The sequence below is a fragment of the Corticimicrobacter populi genome, from assembly GCF_003123725.1.
GTDB lineage: Bacteria > Pseudomonadota > Gammaproteobacteria > Burkholderiales > Burkholderiaceae_B > Corticimicrobacter > Corticimicrobacter populi.
The window spans coordinates 115,071-129,692 of record NZ_QETA01000002.1 but is presented as its reverse complement, the minus strand read 5'-3'; the positions used below and the strand labels follow the sequence as shown (position 1 = coordinate 129,692).

Annotated in this window: 16 protein-coding genes; 8 read left to right on the top strand and 8 right to left on the bottom strand. The window is 62.6% G+C overall.

The features are described 5' to 3' along the window. Nucleotides 1-20: 20 nt before the first annotated feature. Together DD235_RS05865 and DD235_RS05860 are read right to left on the bottom strand one after the other, a co-directional pair. Entirely contained in the window at nt 21-695 is a 675-nt protein-coding gene (locus tag DD235_RS05865) for a methionine ABC transporter permease (RefSeq protein WP_109061140.1), read from the bottom strand. Further along, the gene (locus DD235_RS05860; RefSeq protein ID WP_420810446.1) at nt 692-1,705 is read right to left on the bottom strand and encodes a methionine ABC transporter ATP-binding protein; all 1,014 of its coding nucleotides are present in this window, start codon (nt 1,703-1,705) and stop codon (nt 692-694) included. Before DD235_RS05860 ends, DD235_RS05865 begins: the two co-directional genes overlap by 4 nt. A 243-nt stretch (nt 1,706-1,948) precedes the next feature. Between DD235_RS05860 and argB the strand changes: the two genes are divergently transcribed. From argB to DD235_RS05845, 3 genes are all read left to right on the top strand, one after another. Continuing rightward, nucleotides 1,949-2,872: an acetylglutamate kinase gene (gene argB / locus DD235_RS05855; RefSeq protein WP_109061139.1), complete on the top strand. Its 924-nt coding sequence runs from the start codon at nt 1,949-1,951 to the stop codon at nt 2,870-2,872. Nucleotides 2,873-2,881: 9 nt separating this feature from the next. Further along, complete coding sequence (locus DD235_RS05850; RefSeq protein ID WP_109061138.1) at nt 2,882-3,697, top strand: pyrimidine 5'-nucleotidase; 816 nt, start codon at nt 2,882-2,884, stop codon at nt 3,695-3,697. A gap of 192 nt (nt 3,698-3,889) precedes the next feature. Then, a complete protein-coding gene (locus DD235_RS05845) occupies nt 3,890-5,383 on the top strand; it encodes a DASS family sodium-coupled anion symporter (RefSeq protein ID WP_109061137.1) in 1,494 nt (497 codons plus the stop codon). Here DD235_RS05845 and DD235_RS05840 read toward each other — a convergent pair. The 4 genes from DD235_RS05840 to gpmA are packed head-to-tail and all read right to left on the bottom strand — an operon-like array spanning nt 5,374 to nt 9,934. Next, entirely contained in the window at nt 5,374-6,126 is a 753-nt protein-coding gene (locus DD235_RS05840; protein ID WP_109061136.1) for a HesA/MoeB/ThiF family protein, read from the bottom strand. The genes DD235_RS05845 and DD235_RS05840 overlap by 10 nt on opposite strands. Continuing rightward, the gene (locus DD235_RS05835; RefSeq protein WP_109061135.1) at nt 6,123-7,571 is read right to left on the bottom strand and encodes a S41 family peptidase; all 1,449 of its coding nucleotides are present in this window, start codon (nt 7,569-7,571) and stop codon (nt 6,123-6,125) included. The genes DD235_RS05840 and DD235_RS05835 overlap by 4 nt, the downstream gene beginning before the upstream one ends. 48 nt (nt 7,572-7,619) lie before the next feature. Continuing rightward, entirely contained in the window at nt 7,620-9,179 is a 1,560-nt protein-coding gene (locus DD235_RS05830; protein WP_109061134.1) for a murein hydrolase activator EnvC family protein, read from the bottom strand. A 2-nt stretch (nt 9,180-9,181) separates the two neighbouring features. Then, entirely contained in the window at nt 9,182-9,934 is a 753-nt protein-coding gene (gene gpmA, locus DD235_RS05825; protein WP_109061490.1) for a 2,3-diphosphoglycerate-dependent phosphoglycerate mutase, read from the bottom strand. Nucleotides 9,935-10,094: 160 nt separating this feature from the next. On the opposite strand from gpmA, the gene DD235_RS05820 reads away from it, so the two are divergent. From DD235_RS05820 to DD235_RS05805, 4 genes are read left to right on the top strand one after another with little or no spacing between them, the layout of a single operon-like run. Beyond that, complete coding sequence (locus DD235_RS05820) at nt 10,095-10,505, top strand: rhodanese-like domain-containing protein (protein ID WP_275667541.1); 411 nt, start codon at nt 10,095-10,097, stop codon at nt 10,503-10,505. Nucleotides 10,506-10,525: 20 nt separating this feature from the next. Beyond that, the gene (gene grxC / locus DD235_RS05815; protein WP_109061133.1) at nt 10,526-10,792 is read left to right on the top strand and encodes a glutaredoxin 3; all 267 of its coding nucleotides are present in this window, start codon (nt 10,526-10,528) and stop codon (nt 10,790-10,792) included. A gap of 49 nt (nt 10,793-10,841) precedes the next feature. After that, on the top strand, nt 10,842-11,360 hold the full coding sequence (gene secB, locus DD235_RS05810; RefSeq protein WP_109061132.1) for a protein-export chaperone SecB: 519 nt from the start codon (nt 10,842-10,844) through the stop codon (nt 11,358-11,360). 12 nt (nt 11,361-11,372) lie between these two features. Then, a complete protein-coding gene (locus tag DD235_RS05805) occupies nt 11,373-12,440 on the top strand; it encodes an NAD(P)H-dependent glycerol-3-phosphate dehydrogenase (RefSeq protein ID WP_109061131.1) in 1,068 nt (355 codons plus the stop codon). Here the strand turns inward: DD235_RS05805 and DD235_RS05800 are convergent. Together DD235_RS05800 and DD235_RS05795 are read right to left on the bottom strand one after the other, a co-directional pair. Continuing rightward, nucleotides 12,433-12,906, bottom strand: coding sequence for a tRNA (cytidine(34)-2'-O)-methyltransferase (locus DD235_RS05800; RefSeq protein WP_109061130.1), 474 nt, complete (start codon nt 12,904-12,906; stop codon nt 12,433-12,435). The genes DD235_RS05805 and DD235_RS05800 overlap by 8 nt on opposite strands. A gap of 35 nt (nt 12,907-12,941) precedes the next feature. Continuing rightward, nucleotides 12,942-13,637 (bottom strand): ComF family protein, encoded by a 696-nt coding sequence (locus tag DD235_RS05795; protein ID WP_109061129.1) that lies wholly within the window; start codon nt 13,635-13,637, stop codon nt 12,942-12,944. A gap of 51 nt (nt 13,638-13,688) precedes the next feature. On the opposite strand from DD235_RS05795, the gene DD235_RS05790 reads away from it, so the two are divergent. Further along, nucleotides 13,689-14,615 carry a methyltransferase domain-containing protein gene (locus DD235_RS05790; protein WP_109061128.1) on the top strand — a complete coding sequence of 309 codons (927 nt, stop codon included), beginning with the start codon at nt 13,689-13,691 and terminating at the stop codon, nt 14,613-14,615. The last annotated feature ends 7 nt before the right edge of the window (nt 14,616-14,622 follow it).

Genomic DNA, 14,622 nt, shown 5'->3' with positions numbered 1-14,622 from the left:
CCAAAAAAATAAATAAAAACTCACTTGCGCTTGAGCCTGACCACCAGCCAGTCGCCAAAGACCTGGGTCAACTGGACCATCACGACCAGAATGGAAACAGTCACGACCATGACATCGGTCTGGTAGCGCTGATAACCGAAACGCACGGCCAGATCACCAAGGCCGCCACCACCGATCACACCCGACATGGCCGAATAACCCACCAGCGTAATGGCAGTCACGATCACCGCCGCCACGATAGCCGTCGTCGCCTCCGGCAGCAGCGCCCACCAAACCGTCTGCCCCGAGTCGGCACCCAGTGCCTGGCACGCCTCCATGACGCCAGGATCCAGTTCGCGCAAGGCATTCTCGACCAGGCGGGCAAAGAACGGTGCCGCACTCGCCACCAGCGGTGGCACCGAACCTGCCACGCCCAGCGAGGTGCCTGCCAGCATGCGGGTCAGCGGAATCATCACGATCAGCAGGATCAGGAACGGGACAGACCGCAGCACATTCACGCAAATGGACAGCAGCCCGTAGAGCGCACGGTTTTCCAGCATCTGCCCACGCCCGGTCAGGAACAACACGACCCCCAGGGGCAGGCCGATCAATATCGTGAACAGCAGTGCCAGTCCCGTCATGAGCAAGGTATCGCCGGTGGCCTCCAGAATCATCCACCAGTCCATGCCTGCCAGGGATTGCCAGAATCCGCTCATGCCTTCAACTCCTCGAATTCAATCCCTTCCCGCGCCAGCACCTCGGGGAGCTGGGCCAGTGCGGCATCGGTGCCGGATACAGCCAACACCAGTTGACCATAGGCCGTATTCTTGATCCGCCCAACCGACCCCTGAAGGATACTGAGATCCAGCGCCAGGTCACGGCTGATCCTGCTCAGCACCGGCTGGGCAATGGCATCCTCGCGAAAGCTCAGTCTCACCAGCCGGCCATTGACGCCCTCGGCCAGTGCCTCCCAGCCCTGGGCATCGATACCGCTTTCGGCCAGCAATGCCTGCGTGACTTCATGGCGAGGATGCAGGAAGACATCCACCACCGGCCCTTCCTCGACGATGCGCCCGCCTTCGATCACCGCCACCCGATCGCAGATGCGCCGGATCACATCCATGCCATGTGTAATCAGCACAATGGTCAGACCAAGCTGCTGGTTGATCTCCATCAGCAGCTTGAGAATGGCCTGCGTGGTTTCGGGATCCAGCGCCGACGTCGCCTCGTCGCACAGCAAGACCTCAGGTCGGTTGGCCAGGGCACGGGCAATTCCGACACGCTGGCGCTGACCACCCGACAACTGGCGCGGATACTTGTGCTGCTGGCCTTCCAGGCCAACCAGCGCGAGTACCTCGGCGACCCGCTGTTCGGCTTCGCGACGCGACACGCCTGCCAGCCGCAGCGGGAAGCGCACGTTTTCGAACACGGTACGGGAATCCAGCAGATTGAAATGCTGGAACACCATGCCGATACGCTGGCGCAATTGCCGCAGGGCAGCGCCCTGCAGCCCGGTAATGTCTTCGTCGCCGATGCGCACACTGCCCGCATCAGGACGCTCCAGCAGATTGATCATGCGGATCAGCGTGCTTTTTCCGGCACCAGAACGACCGATGATGCCAAAAACCTCGCCCTTGCGGACCTGCAGACTGACACCCGCCAGCGCAGCATGCATCCCGCCATCCGGCGTGCGGTAATGCTTGGTGAGATGCGACAGTTCAATCACGGCGGTTCAACCTCGTTGCGCACCCGGGAAAATCCCGAGAGCCCTGGGCGGCAGATAAATATATAGTTATTTCAATCGTCATTCTTATATATTAAAGCTATATTGAAATATGGATGCAACGCTGATCCCTGTGCTCCCTGCGAGGCGCTCCGCGGCCACAAGCCCCTATCGCGCAGCCGGTTTCACTGGCTACAATGACCGCTCCCGATTCTGATCGATCATGCACCCGGAGTCTTCGCCGACATGAGCACTTCTTCCGTTCCCGACAGCGCCGACCTTCTGACCACTGCCACGCTGGCATCCAGGCTCAAGGCCGATGTACTTGCCGAAGCACTGCCGTACATCCGCCGCTTTCACAACAAGACCATCGTCATCAAATACGGCGGCAACGCCATGACCGACGAGCGGTTGCAGCGCAGTTTCGCACATGACGTCGTGATGCTCAAACTGGTCGGACTCAAGCCGGTGGTCGTGCACGGCGGCGGCCCGCAGATCGACGCCGCGCTGCAGCGTGTCGGCAAGCAAAGCACCTTCATCCAGGGCATGCGCGTGACCGATGCCGAGACCGTCGAGGTCGTCGAATGGGTGCTGGGCGGCCAGGTACAGCAGGACATCGTCATGATGATCAACGAGGCCGGCGGCAAGGCCGTGGGCCTGACCGGCAAGGACGGCGGCCTGATTCAGGCCCGCAAGAAACTGATGCCCAGCAAGGAAAATCCTGGCGAACTGATCGATATCGGTTATGTGGGCGAAATCTCGCAAGTCGAACCGGCCGTCGTCAAGGCACTGCAGGATGACCAGTTCATCCCGGTCATCTCGCCCATCGGCTTCGGCGAAGACGGCATGGCCTACAACATCAATGCCGACCTCGTGGCCGGCAAGATGGCCGAAGTGCTGGGTGCAGAAAAACTGCTCATGATGACCAACATCCCCGGCGTGATGGACAAGGCCGGCAACCTCCTGACCGGACTGTCGGCCCGCGAGATCCATGCCATGTTCGAGGACGGCACCATCTCCGGCGGTATGCTGCCCAAGCTGTCCTCGGCACTCGAAGCAGCCAGCAACGGTGTCAACTCGGTCCATATCGTCGACGGCCGTGTCGAACATTGCCTGCTGCTCGAAATCCTGACCGACCGCGGCGTCGGCACCATGATCCGCGCAGGCTGATACCCAGGCATGCCCGTCACACCGAATCGGCCTCGCCCACCGCCAGCCGGGACGCCTTCGCGCGGCCCGGTACGAACCCTGGCAGGGCCGCCCAGGCGTTTGCGTTCCAATCGCGTTGTCGGCCATGGCGCACATACCGCCCCGAAACACGGCCCGGTCTGGCTATTCGACCTCGACAATACGCTGCACGACACCTCGCATGCAATTTTTCCACAGATCGACCGGCACATGACGTTGGCAGTGCAGTCCATGTTGCAGGTCGATGAAGCGCAGGCCAATACCTTGCGTGAGCGCTACTGGCGTCGCTACGGTGCCACCATGATCGGCATGGTGCGCCATCATGGCGTCGATGCCCGGGAATTCCTGGCGCGCAGCCACGGCTTTGACATCCCGCCCCTGATACGTGCCGAGCGCGATCTGCCACGCCTGCTCGCGCGCCTGCCTGGACGCCGCATCCTGCTGACCAACGCACCGCTCTGCTATGCCACGACTGTGCTGCGCCACCTGGGCATCCTGCACCTGTTCGACAGCCTGTGGGGCATCGAAGAAATGCAGTTGCACGGCGAGTTCCGGCCCAAACCCTCGCGCAGCATGCTGCGCCATGTCCTGGCCCGTGAAGGTGTCGAGGCACACCGCGCCATCCTGATCGAAGATACGCTGAACAACCTTCGTGCCGCCCGTGCCATCGGCATGGGCACGGTCTACATACACCATCCACATACCCCTTTCGGCGGCAGGCACTACAGACGGCCTGGCTATGTCGACCTGCGCATCAACAATCTGCGGCAACTGCTGCTTCACGCATCCGCCCGTTTCCTCGTCTGATCACCTGTCTGCCGCATGTGGCAGACTTTTCTGGAGGTACCATTTTGCCCCTCAACAATAATGATTCTCCATTCTAATTTCCACACAAATTTTCAGGGTTTACCCTTATTCACGGTTATACTGTAACCACCGTTTTCATCAACGGGCCAGGCCCCACAAAGGCTGCACCCAGTGCATCACGAGAGACCGACCATGTTAAACATGCTCAGATACTTCAGAGAAGCCGTACCATTCAAGTTCTGGCCGGCCACCATCACTACCCTCGTCCTTTTTGCCCTGCTGCTGGTGCCTACGCCAGAAGGCTTGACACCAAAATCCTGGGCCTTGCTGGCCATCTTCATCACCACCATCGTCGCCATCATCCTGAAGGTCATGGTGATCGGCGTGATGTCGATGATGGCCATCATGATCATCTCACTGTCACAGGTCACGGCAGATTCGTCCAAGGCGGCCATCGCCGATGCGCTGAGCAGTTTCTCCAGCCCGTTGATCTGGCTGATCGTGGTCTCCATCCTGATATCGCGCGGCCTGAAGAAAACCGGCCTGGGTGCCCGGATCGGCTACATCTTCATTTCGCTGCTGGGCAAGCGCACCATCGGTATCGGCTACGGCCTGGCCGTCTGCGAACTGTTGCTGGCACCTTTCACGCCCAGCAATACGGCACGTGGCGGCGGTATCGTCCACCCGATCATGCGCTCGATTGCCAATGCCTTCGACTCCGACCCGGAAAAAGGCACGCAAGGCAAGATCGGTACCTATCTGGCCCTGGTCAACTATCACGCCAACCCGATTACTTCGGCCATGTTCATCACGGCCACGGCACCCAACCCGCTGGTCGTGGATTTCGTCGCCAAGGCCACCAACAATGACTTCCACCTGTCGTGGGGCACCTGGGCACTGTGCATGCTGCTGCCCGGCCTGGTCGCCATCCTGCTGATGCCCATCATCATCTATTTCCTGGCACCGCCGGAAATCAAGCATACGCCCAACGCCGTCACCTTCGCCAAGGATGAATTGCGCAAGCTGGGCAAGCTTCGTCCGCCAGAAATCGTCATGATGTCGGTCTTCATCCTGCTGCTGGTTCTGTGGGCGGACGTTCCTGCCATGCTGTTTGGCCCGGCCTTCAAGATCGATGCCACCGTCGTCGCCCTGCTCGGCCTGTTCCTGCTGCTGCTCACCGGCACCATTACCTGGGATGATGTGCTCAGCGAAAAAAGTGCCTGGGATACCCTGATCTGGTTCGGTGCGCTGGTCATGATGGCCGGCCAGCTCAACAAGCACGGCGTGATCTCGTGGTTCTCCGAAGGCCTGCGCAGCGGTATCGTCAGCAGCGGCATGAGCTGGGAAATGGCCGCCTCCGTGCTGGTCCTGATCTTCCTGTTCTCGCACTATTTCTTTGCCAGCACGACGGCCCACATCAGCGCCATGATGCTGGCTTTCCTGACCGTCGGTGTCAGCCTGATCCCGCCAGAGTACGTCAACGTGTTCATGCTGATCATGGCGGCTGCCTCGTGCATCATGATGACGCTCACCCACTATGCCACGGGCACTTCGCCGATCATCTTCGGCAGTGGCTACGTGAGCATGGGCAAATGGTGGCAGGTCGGCTTCGTGATGGCAGTCTGCGAACTGATCATCTTCGCCGTCATCGGCGGTATCTGGTGGAAGGTGCTGGGCTACTGGTAATGCCCACACACCGGACAGGCCGGGTCGCGAGCGACCCGCACTGTCCGCCACTGCATGCTGAACGCATCCAGCAGCAACAGACGGCCGGCCAGGGTATCACCCACGCTGGCCAATATTTTGAGTGCTTCGGCAGCCTGCAGGCTGCCCACGATGCCCACGAGGGGTGCAAACACACCCGAGGTGGCGCAATTCAACTCCACCGCCTCTTCTGCCTCCGGAAACAGGCAGTGATAGCAGGGGGCATCGTCGCGCCGCATGTCGAATACGCTGACCTGCCCATCGAAACGGATCGCCGCGCCCGACACCAGGGGCTTGCGACAGCTGACACAGGCACGATTGATGGCATGCCGCGTGGCAAAGTTATCCGTACAGTCCAGCACGACATCCGCCTGACGCACCTGCTCCAGCAGCGCATCGCCAGACAGGCGCTCGACCAGCGCCACGACTTCTATTTCGGGATTGAGTGCCTGCAGCATCGTGCGCCCTGACTCGGCCTTGTGGTGCCCGATTCGGTCCGTCGTATGCAGGATCTGCCGCTGCAGGTTGCTCAGTTCGACCTGATCATCATCGGCCAGCACCAGGCGGCGCACACCGGACGCAGCCAGATAGGCCGCGGCAGGCGAACCCAGGCCGCCCGCCCCTACGATCAGGGCGCTGGCAGCGCAGACTTTTTCCTGCGCCTCGTAGCCAAATTCGTCCAGCAGGATATGCCGGGCGTAGCGCAGCAGTTGCTGATCGTTCATTGCCCGGATTGCGGCTGCACACCTTCAGGCGTAACGCGCAGCCGTTCGACCTTGCCGCTTTCGCCATGGGCTTCATGGCTCGCCACATCGGCGCGCCGACGCGGCTTGGCGTCTTCGATCGGCTTGCCCTTGAGGTGATTGAGCGCCTGACGCAGTTGGAAGTCATCGTCACCGCCCAGCTCGAACGGCTGCGGCATTTCGAACTCATCCCAGGGAAGTTCCGACGTCGTGCTTTCTTCCTCGACCTGCTGGTTGGAAAGATGCTTGCGCAGATCGGCCTCACGGCGAATGATGAACAGGTCACCCTCGGCCGTATCCGGCACGGTGATGTCCGGCTCGATGCCGGTCGCCTGGATGGAGCGGCCCGCCGGCGTGTAATAGCGCGATGTGGTCAGCTTGATGGCCGTATCCTCGCTGATCGGCAGGATGACCTGTACCGACCCCTTGCCGAAGCTGCGGTTGCCCATGACGGTGGCACGCTTGTAGTCCTGCAGGGCACCGGCCACGATCTCGGAGGCCGAAGCCGAGCCGACATTGACCAGCACCACCATCGGCACAGTCTTGGCCCAGGCAGGCAGGTCCGACAGGTAATCGCTGCGGCCACGGGCGTAATCCGACGGCGATGCCATGTAGCGATACTGAGAGTCGGGTGCACGGCCGTCGGTGGAAACCACCAGCACATCCTTGTCGAGGAATGCCGAAGAAACACCGATGGCGCTGCCCAGCAGGCCACCCGGATCATTGCGCAAATCGAGAATCAGCGCGCTGGGCGGCGTGGTGAAGCCCTTGAGATGCTGGACCAGGTCGTTGCCGGTTTTTTCCTGGAACTGGGCGATGCGGACATAGGCCACATTGTCATCCAGTAGTTTGCTGCGCACGCTGCGTACATTGATGATGGCACGTTCGAGCGTCACCTCGAGCGGCTGGGCCAGCCCCTCGCGCATGATGGTCAGGCGGATCTTGGTACCGGGCTCGCCACGCATCAGCTTGACGGCATCGGTCAGCGCCAGGCCCTTGGTGGAGTTGCCGTCGATACGCACGATCAGGTCGCCAGCCCGGATATCGGCACGGGCAGCAGGCGTATCCTCGATGGGCGAGATGACCTTGACGAAACCGTCCTCGGTGCCGACCTCGATTCCCAGACCGCCAAACTGGCCCTGGGTCGAGTCCTGCATTTCCTTGAAGGCATCGGCATCGAGATAGGCCGAATGGGGATCGAGATCCGACAGCATGCCGGAAATCGCGCCCTTGATCAGTTCCTTGTCTTCGACATCTTCAACGTAGTTGTTCTTGATGGCGGCAAACACACTGGAGAACTGCCTCAACTCATCCAGCGGCAACGGCGCGCCACGCTGCGCGACGGCAGAGATGCCCAGGCTGATCAAGACGCCTGCCAGCGCACCAACGGCGATCAGGCCAAAATTCTTTGCTTTACGAGTGCCCATGCACCTTCCCGTATGAGTCAAACACAGATAGCCGCCGCGACATCGCCGCTAGCGCGCCAACCATGGCACCGGATCCACCGGATTGCCCTGATGGCGAATTTCGAAGTATAGGCCCGAATCGGCCAGACCGCCCGTGGCTCCCGCCTCGGCAATGCGATCCCCGGTCCGAACCTGGTCACCCACCTGCCGCAGCAGGCTCTGATTGTAGGCATACACACTCAAATACTGCTCACCGTGGTCCACGATAATCAGATTCCCGAAGCCACGCAACCAGTTCGCATAGACAACCGTGCCCGCAGCCACTGCGGCGATGGGCGTGCCTTCGGCCGCGCGCAGCAGCACGCCACGCCAGACGCCCCCATCGGGACGCGGCATGCCGAAGCGTCCCTGCACCTGCCCGCGCACGGGCCAGGGCAGACGCCCACGCAGGGTGGCAAAACGTGCGGAAGACGCCGATCGCTCCGGCACTGCCGTCGGCTGTTCCGGCTCAGCCTGCCCTGCCGCCACTTCGGTCTGTCGGCCTGCAGCATCATCGGCGCGGGCTGGCGCAACCTGCCGGGCCTGCTCCCGCTCGATACGCTCCCGTTCTGCCTGTGCCAGCGCGGCCTGCCGGCGCGCCTCGGCGCGTTCAGCCGACGAGGCCTGTGCAGCAGCCTGCCCTCGAGCCTCTTCCTGAGCCAGGCGCTCACGTTCGGCCCGCGCCTGCTCCTGGGCGGCCTGGGCACGACGCGCTGTTTCAGCCTGGCGCTCGGCTTCGGCGGCACGACGTGCTGTCTCTGCGCGCCGTGCCTCTTCTGCTGCCCGGCGTGCTGCCTCGGCGCGACGTGTGGCTTCGGCACGTCGAGCAGCCTCGGCCTGCTCCTTGAGCAAGGCATCCAGGTCACGAATGACGCGCCCCAGGCGCGCCTCATCCTGCCCCAACCGTCCGGCTTCGGCGCGTTGTGCCTGCAACTGGCCCTCGATCCTTGCGACCACGCTGGCCCGCTCGCGGCGCTGGGCCTGCAACGTTTCCTGTTGCTGCAGCGTCTCTTGCTCGAGAGCGACCAATTCCTGTTGCTTGCCTGTGGTTTCAACCTGAACGGCCTGCAAACGGTCGAGCGTGGACTGCAGGACAGCCACATTATCGGCACGGGCACTGGCGAGATATTCCATGTAGCCAAGATGCCGTCCGATCTGTTGGGGGTCATCCCCCGACAGGGCCGCCACCCAGGGCGACATCTGGCTGGCATACTGGCTGCGCAACTGGGCCGCCAGCGCCTGCTGCGCGATTTGACGCGCCTGGGTCAGTTGTCCGGTTTCGCTTTCCAGTCGAGTCAGTTCTGCCCGGACTGCATCCTGTTGTTCGCGCAGTTCATGCAGGCGACGACTGACGGTGGAAATCGTCTGCTCAGAGGCACGCAATTGCTCTGCTGCGGCACGGCGATCCTGCTCGCGACCGTCGATATCCTTCTGCAGCTTTTCGAGCCGCTGACGCAGCTCGGTCCGCTCTTGCGAGGCAGCCTGCTGCCGCTGTGACAGATTTCCGCCTTCCTGCGCCAGCGCAGCAGATGTGACCACCACACCCGCCAGCGCCAGGCAAACGGCGCGCACGCACGCCTGCAATTGCATGATTATCCTTGCTTGGCCTTGCCCTGCGCAGCCACGGCGGCCATCGCCGCCTCGATCTCGGCCGCATCACCCAGATAGTAATGGCGGATCGGCTTGAGATCGCCATCCAGTTCGTAGACCAACGGCTGGCCAGTCGGGATGTTGAGATGCACGATATCGTCGTCGGAAATGCCGTCGAGATGCTTGATCAGCGCCCGCAGGCTGTTACCGTGTGCCGTGACCAGCACCTGTCGGCCCGCCTTGATGGCCGGAGCGATTGAATCATTCCAGAACGGCACCACGCGCGCCACGGTATCCTTGAGACATTCGGTCGCCGGCACTTGCGCAGGTTCGAGGCGTGCATAGCGGCGATCGAAACGCGGATGACGAGGATCATCCTCGGCCAGCGGCTCGGGCGCAATCGCATAGGCACGACGCCAGACCAGCACTTGCTCGTCACCGTACTTGGCCGCGGTTTCAGCCTTGTTCAGCCCCTGCAGGGCACCGTAATGACGCTCATTGAGACGCCAGTTGACACCGACCGGCACATACATGGAATCCATTGCATCCAGCGCGATCCAGAGTGTGCGGATGGCACGCTTGAGCACGGAAGTGAAAGCCAGGTCGAAGGCATAGCCGTTCTGCTTGAGCAGCAGGCCAGCCTGGCGGGCCTGCTCGCGGCCCAGGTCGGTCAGGTCGACATCGGACCAGCCCGTGAAGCGGTTTTCAAGATTCCATTGGCTTTCGCCATGACGCATCAGAACGAGTTTGTACATGTAATCAGCGGTCAAAAAGAGATTGTTCGGGCGTGTCGGCACGCGCTATCCAGCATCATTTTATAATCGTATGATTGTGCTCTCGCTGCGGAACTGACATTCAATCACAATCCAGCCTGTCGCGTCCCGCAAAACCAACAGTCTTTTACCGGAATACACAGTGGATTTCCTGCTCAGCAACAACAACATTTTCATCCTGGCCGTCGCCGTCGTCTCGGGCATCATGCTGATGTTCCCCAAGCTGGGCAAGGCAGGAGGCAGTGCCGCCGTCGGCACGCTCGAGGCCACCCAAATGGTCAACCAGCGCCATGCCGTGCTGGTCGACATCCGCGCCGAAGACGCCTTCGCGGCCGGCCATATCGCCCAGTCGCGCCACATTCCGCTGGCCGAGTTGGAGCAGAAGGCTGCGTCGCTGCCCAAGGACAAGCCGCTGATCGTGGTCTGCGAGACCGGCCGCAGCGCCGTGGCCGCAGCCCGCAAGCTGCGCGCCCTGGGCCATGAGACCTTCGTGCTGGATGGCGGTGTGCGCGCCTGGACGCAGGCCAGCATGCCGCTCACCAAGAAAAAATGAGCACAGTACCGAGTCCTGCCATGCAAACCGTTGTCATGTACTGCACTGCCGTCTGCCCGTACTGTGTCCGGGCGGAAATGCTGCTGCGCCAGCGCGGCGTCACCGATATCGAAAAAATCCGGATCGACCTGGATGCCGGCCAGCGCGAGGCCATGATGGCACGCACCGGTCGGCGCACCGTGCCGCAGATCTACATCGGCGACACCCATGTGGGTGGCTGCGACGATCTGGTGGCGCTCGACCGCGCAGGCGGTCTGCAATCCCTTCTGCAGGGCGCGACTGCCTGAGGCAGCCGTTCCTGTTTCCGATACTGATTCACCCAAGCCAGGAGTCCCCATGACGGACCAGCAAGTCAACAACACCCCGGCCGACGCCGGTACCGCGCCCTCCTTCAACATGCAGCGCGTCTACCTGAAAGATCTGTCGCTGGAAATGCCCAATGCGCCGCAGGTCTTCCTTGAGCAGGAAGCGCCCAAGGTCGAGGTGTCCCTGAGCGTCGGCGGTCAGCGCCTGACCGACAGCATCTTCGAAACCACCGTGACCGCCACGGTCACCACCCGCATCCAGGACAAGGTGGTCTATCTGGTGGAAGGCACGCAGGCCGGCATCTTCGAACTGGCCAACATTCCCCAGGAACAGTTCGATCCGCTGCTCGGCATCGTCTGCCCGACCATGCTCTACCCCTACCTGCGTGCCAACATCGCCGACGCGATCAACCGCACCTCGCTGCCGCCGCTGCACCTGGCCGAAGTCAACTTCCAGGCCCTGTACGAACAGCAGCGTGCCCAGCAGGAACAGCAGGCCGCCGGCAACGACTCCGGCATCATCGTGCCGCCCGGCGTCACCCGCCAGTAAGCGCCAACAGCCATGACCGGCACCACCGCTCACGCCACCGGCACCACCTTGCGCGTGGCGGTCATCGGTGCCGGCAGTTGGGGCACCGCGCTGGCCTGTCTGGCAGCGCGCACCTGGCCTACCCTCATTCATGCCCGCCGCGACGATGTCGTGCGCAACATCCGGCAGGATCATGCCAATCCGCGCTACCTGCCCGGCATCTCACTGCCCACTGGGCTCGATGCCACGCAATCATTCGATGACATTTTCAGCCACCTGGCCCACGATGCAGCCCCTTCGCTGCTGATACTGGGTGTGCCGGTGGCCGGCATGCCCGACACGCTGGCCATGCTGGCACAGGTCTTTTCCGACTGGGATCCGGATCGACTGCCGGGCATTGTCTGGAGCTGCAAGGGCTTCGATGCCGAACACGGCAGGCTGCCACACGAAATTGCCGACGCAGCACTGGCTACACTTCCACACTTGCCGCGCGGCGTCATTTCCGGCCCGTCCTTTGCCAAGGAAGTGGCACAGGGTCTGCCTGTGGCCCTGACGGTGGCCAGCAGCAGCGCCACGCTGCGCGCACGCACCACCCAGGCGCTGCATGGCGGCATGGCACGTGTCTATGGCAGCGAAGACGTGATCGGCGTCGAAGTCGGTGGCGCACTCAAGAACGTGATGGCCATCGCCAGCGGCATCGGCGACGGACTCGAACTGGGCACCAATGCCCGTGCCGCACTCATTACCCGCGGCCTGGCCGAAATGACCCGCCTGGGGCTGGCGCTGGGTGCCCGTCCCGACACATTTGCGGGGCTGACCGGCCTTGGCGATCTGGTCCTGACGGCCACCGGCGAACTCTCACGCAACCGTCAGGTCGGTATCCGCATCGGTCAGGGTCAATCGCTGGACAGCATTCTCGCCGATGGCATGACTGCCGAAGGGGTGCGCTGCGCGCGCGCGGCATTGCTGCGTGCCCGGGCTGCCGGCGTCGAACTGCCGATCACCGAAGCGGTCTGCCGCGTACTGTTCGACGGCGAGTCACCGCGCGATGCCGTCGCCGCACTGTTTGCCCGTGAGGCCCGGACCGAATCGCTCAACTGACTGCGCCCTCGAACCCCTGCTGCCGCCAAGCCTCGAAAATCGTCACGGCGACCGCGTTGGACAGGTTCAGGCTGCGCTGACCCGGCCGCATCGGCAACCGTATACGCTGCCCGTCACCGAACAGTGCCAGGTCTGTATCCGAGAGCCCAGCCGTTTCGCGCCCGAAGACAAAGACATCGCCCGGTATAAAAGCCGCCTGATCGGATCGTCGCGCACCACTCGTGGTCAGCGCAAAACAACGCGATGGGTCGGCCCCTGTGGCACGCAATGCCGCAGGCAGATCATCATGCACCTGCAGGTTCACCCACTCGTGATAGTCCAGCCCGGCCCGGCGCAGTCGCGCATCATCCAATTCGAAGCCCAGCGGACGCACCAGATGCAACTGGGCACCGGTATTGGCCGACAGGCGAATGGCATTACCCGTATTGGGCGGGATTTCGGGGTGGACGAGGATGATATGGAACATGGCGCGCTATTGTAGCGTCGTCAGAACAAACAACATCACGGCAATGCCGCCATCGGGGTACGCGCCACGGCAAGGCCATGCACCTCTGCCGCACCCGCCTGGTAAAGCGCCTGTGCGGCGCTGCTCAAAGTGCTGCCGGTCGTGACCACGTCATCAATCAGCATAATTACCCGGTCATGCACCTGCACATCGGCGCGATACAGTGCCTGGGTATTGTGCAACCGGCTGCGACGATCCGCAAAATGCTGCTGGCTGTGTTCGCGTGTACGCACCAGCCCGCCCAGCCAAAGTGGCCACCCCTGCCGCCATGCGAAGTGGCGCGCCACTTCGCCCGCAGGGTTGAAACCTCGTCGTCGCAACGAGGCTCGGCTCGACGGGACGGGAACCACTATCACCCCGCCATCACAATCACCCATCCCACGACGAGCACGATGAGCCCGCACCAGCGCCATCGCCATCAGGCCTGCCAGGCCCAGACGACGCCTCCCCTTGAACTGCAGCATCAGCGCATCGAAGGGCGCAGCATAGTCCAATGCCACGCACAGACTGTCCAGCCGCAAGTCCGCCACCAGCCCTTCCTGTGCCGAACGCTGGCGGGCGGGTGTCTGGCGACGGACATCACGCCAGCACGGTGCGCACGGCATCCCGCCACGTGCCGACAGGCCGCACAATGGGCAATCCCCCGGGCAGGCATCGCGCAGTCGAAGGTAGAGGTCGCGGAAATAGGCCATAATGCCATCACACACGATTGACCCCGCTTGCGCAGCGCCTGCGCGACCTTTATGTCACAGTCTTCTTCACTACCCGACCTGCCGCTCAACAGCCTTGATGTCCAGCGGCAGTTTGCCCGTCGGCGCACGCTCGACGAGGCCCAGTTTCTCTATCTGGAAATTGCCCAGCGCATGCGCGAGCGTCTGCAATGTATCCGCATCCAGCCGGCTCGCCTGCTCGACGCCGGTTGCGGCGACGGGGCCGGCCTGCCGGTCCTGAGTGCGCTCTACCCCCAGGTACACTACACCGGTCTGGACCATTGCGCACCCTTGCTCGACGAGGCACGGCGGCGCTATCGGCCCAGCGGCATCAAGAACTGGATCAACACGCTGCGCCGCCACGGCCCGGCACCGGAATTCATGCAGGCAGATCTGGCCGCCTCAGGACTGGGCCCGGAATCCATGGACATGGTCTGGTCCAATCTGGCATTGCACTGGCATCCACAGCCACACCGCGTGCTGAATGAATGGCAGCGCATCCTCAAGGTCAACGGGCTGGTGATGTTTTCCTGCCTGGGTCCGGCAACACTCCGGGAACTTCGGGACGCCGTAGCGGAAGCCGATCTGGGTACCACCACCCCTACCTTTGTCGACATGCACGACTTCGGCGACCTGCTGGTCGAAAACGGCTTTGCCGACCCGGTCATGGACCAGGAAACGCTGACGTTGACGTATACCTCGCCCGAACGACTGCTGGAGGATATCCGTGCACTAGGCGGCAATCCGGCCAGCCAGAGGCGGCGCAGTCTGGCCTCGCGGGCCTGGCGCGACCGCCTGCTGCAGGCGCTGGAGCGACAGCGCCGCAGCGACGACGGACGCATTCACATGACCATCGAAGTGGCCTATGGCCATGCCTGGCGTGCCGCCATGCGCAAAACTGCCTCGGGCGACATCGGCATGCCGATCAGCGCCATCGGTCGTCGCACGCGGCTGGACTGAAGAGTCA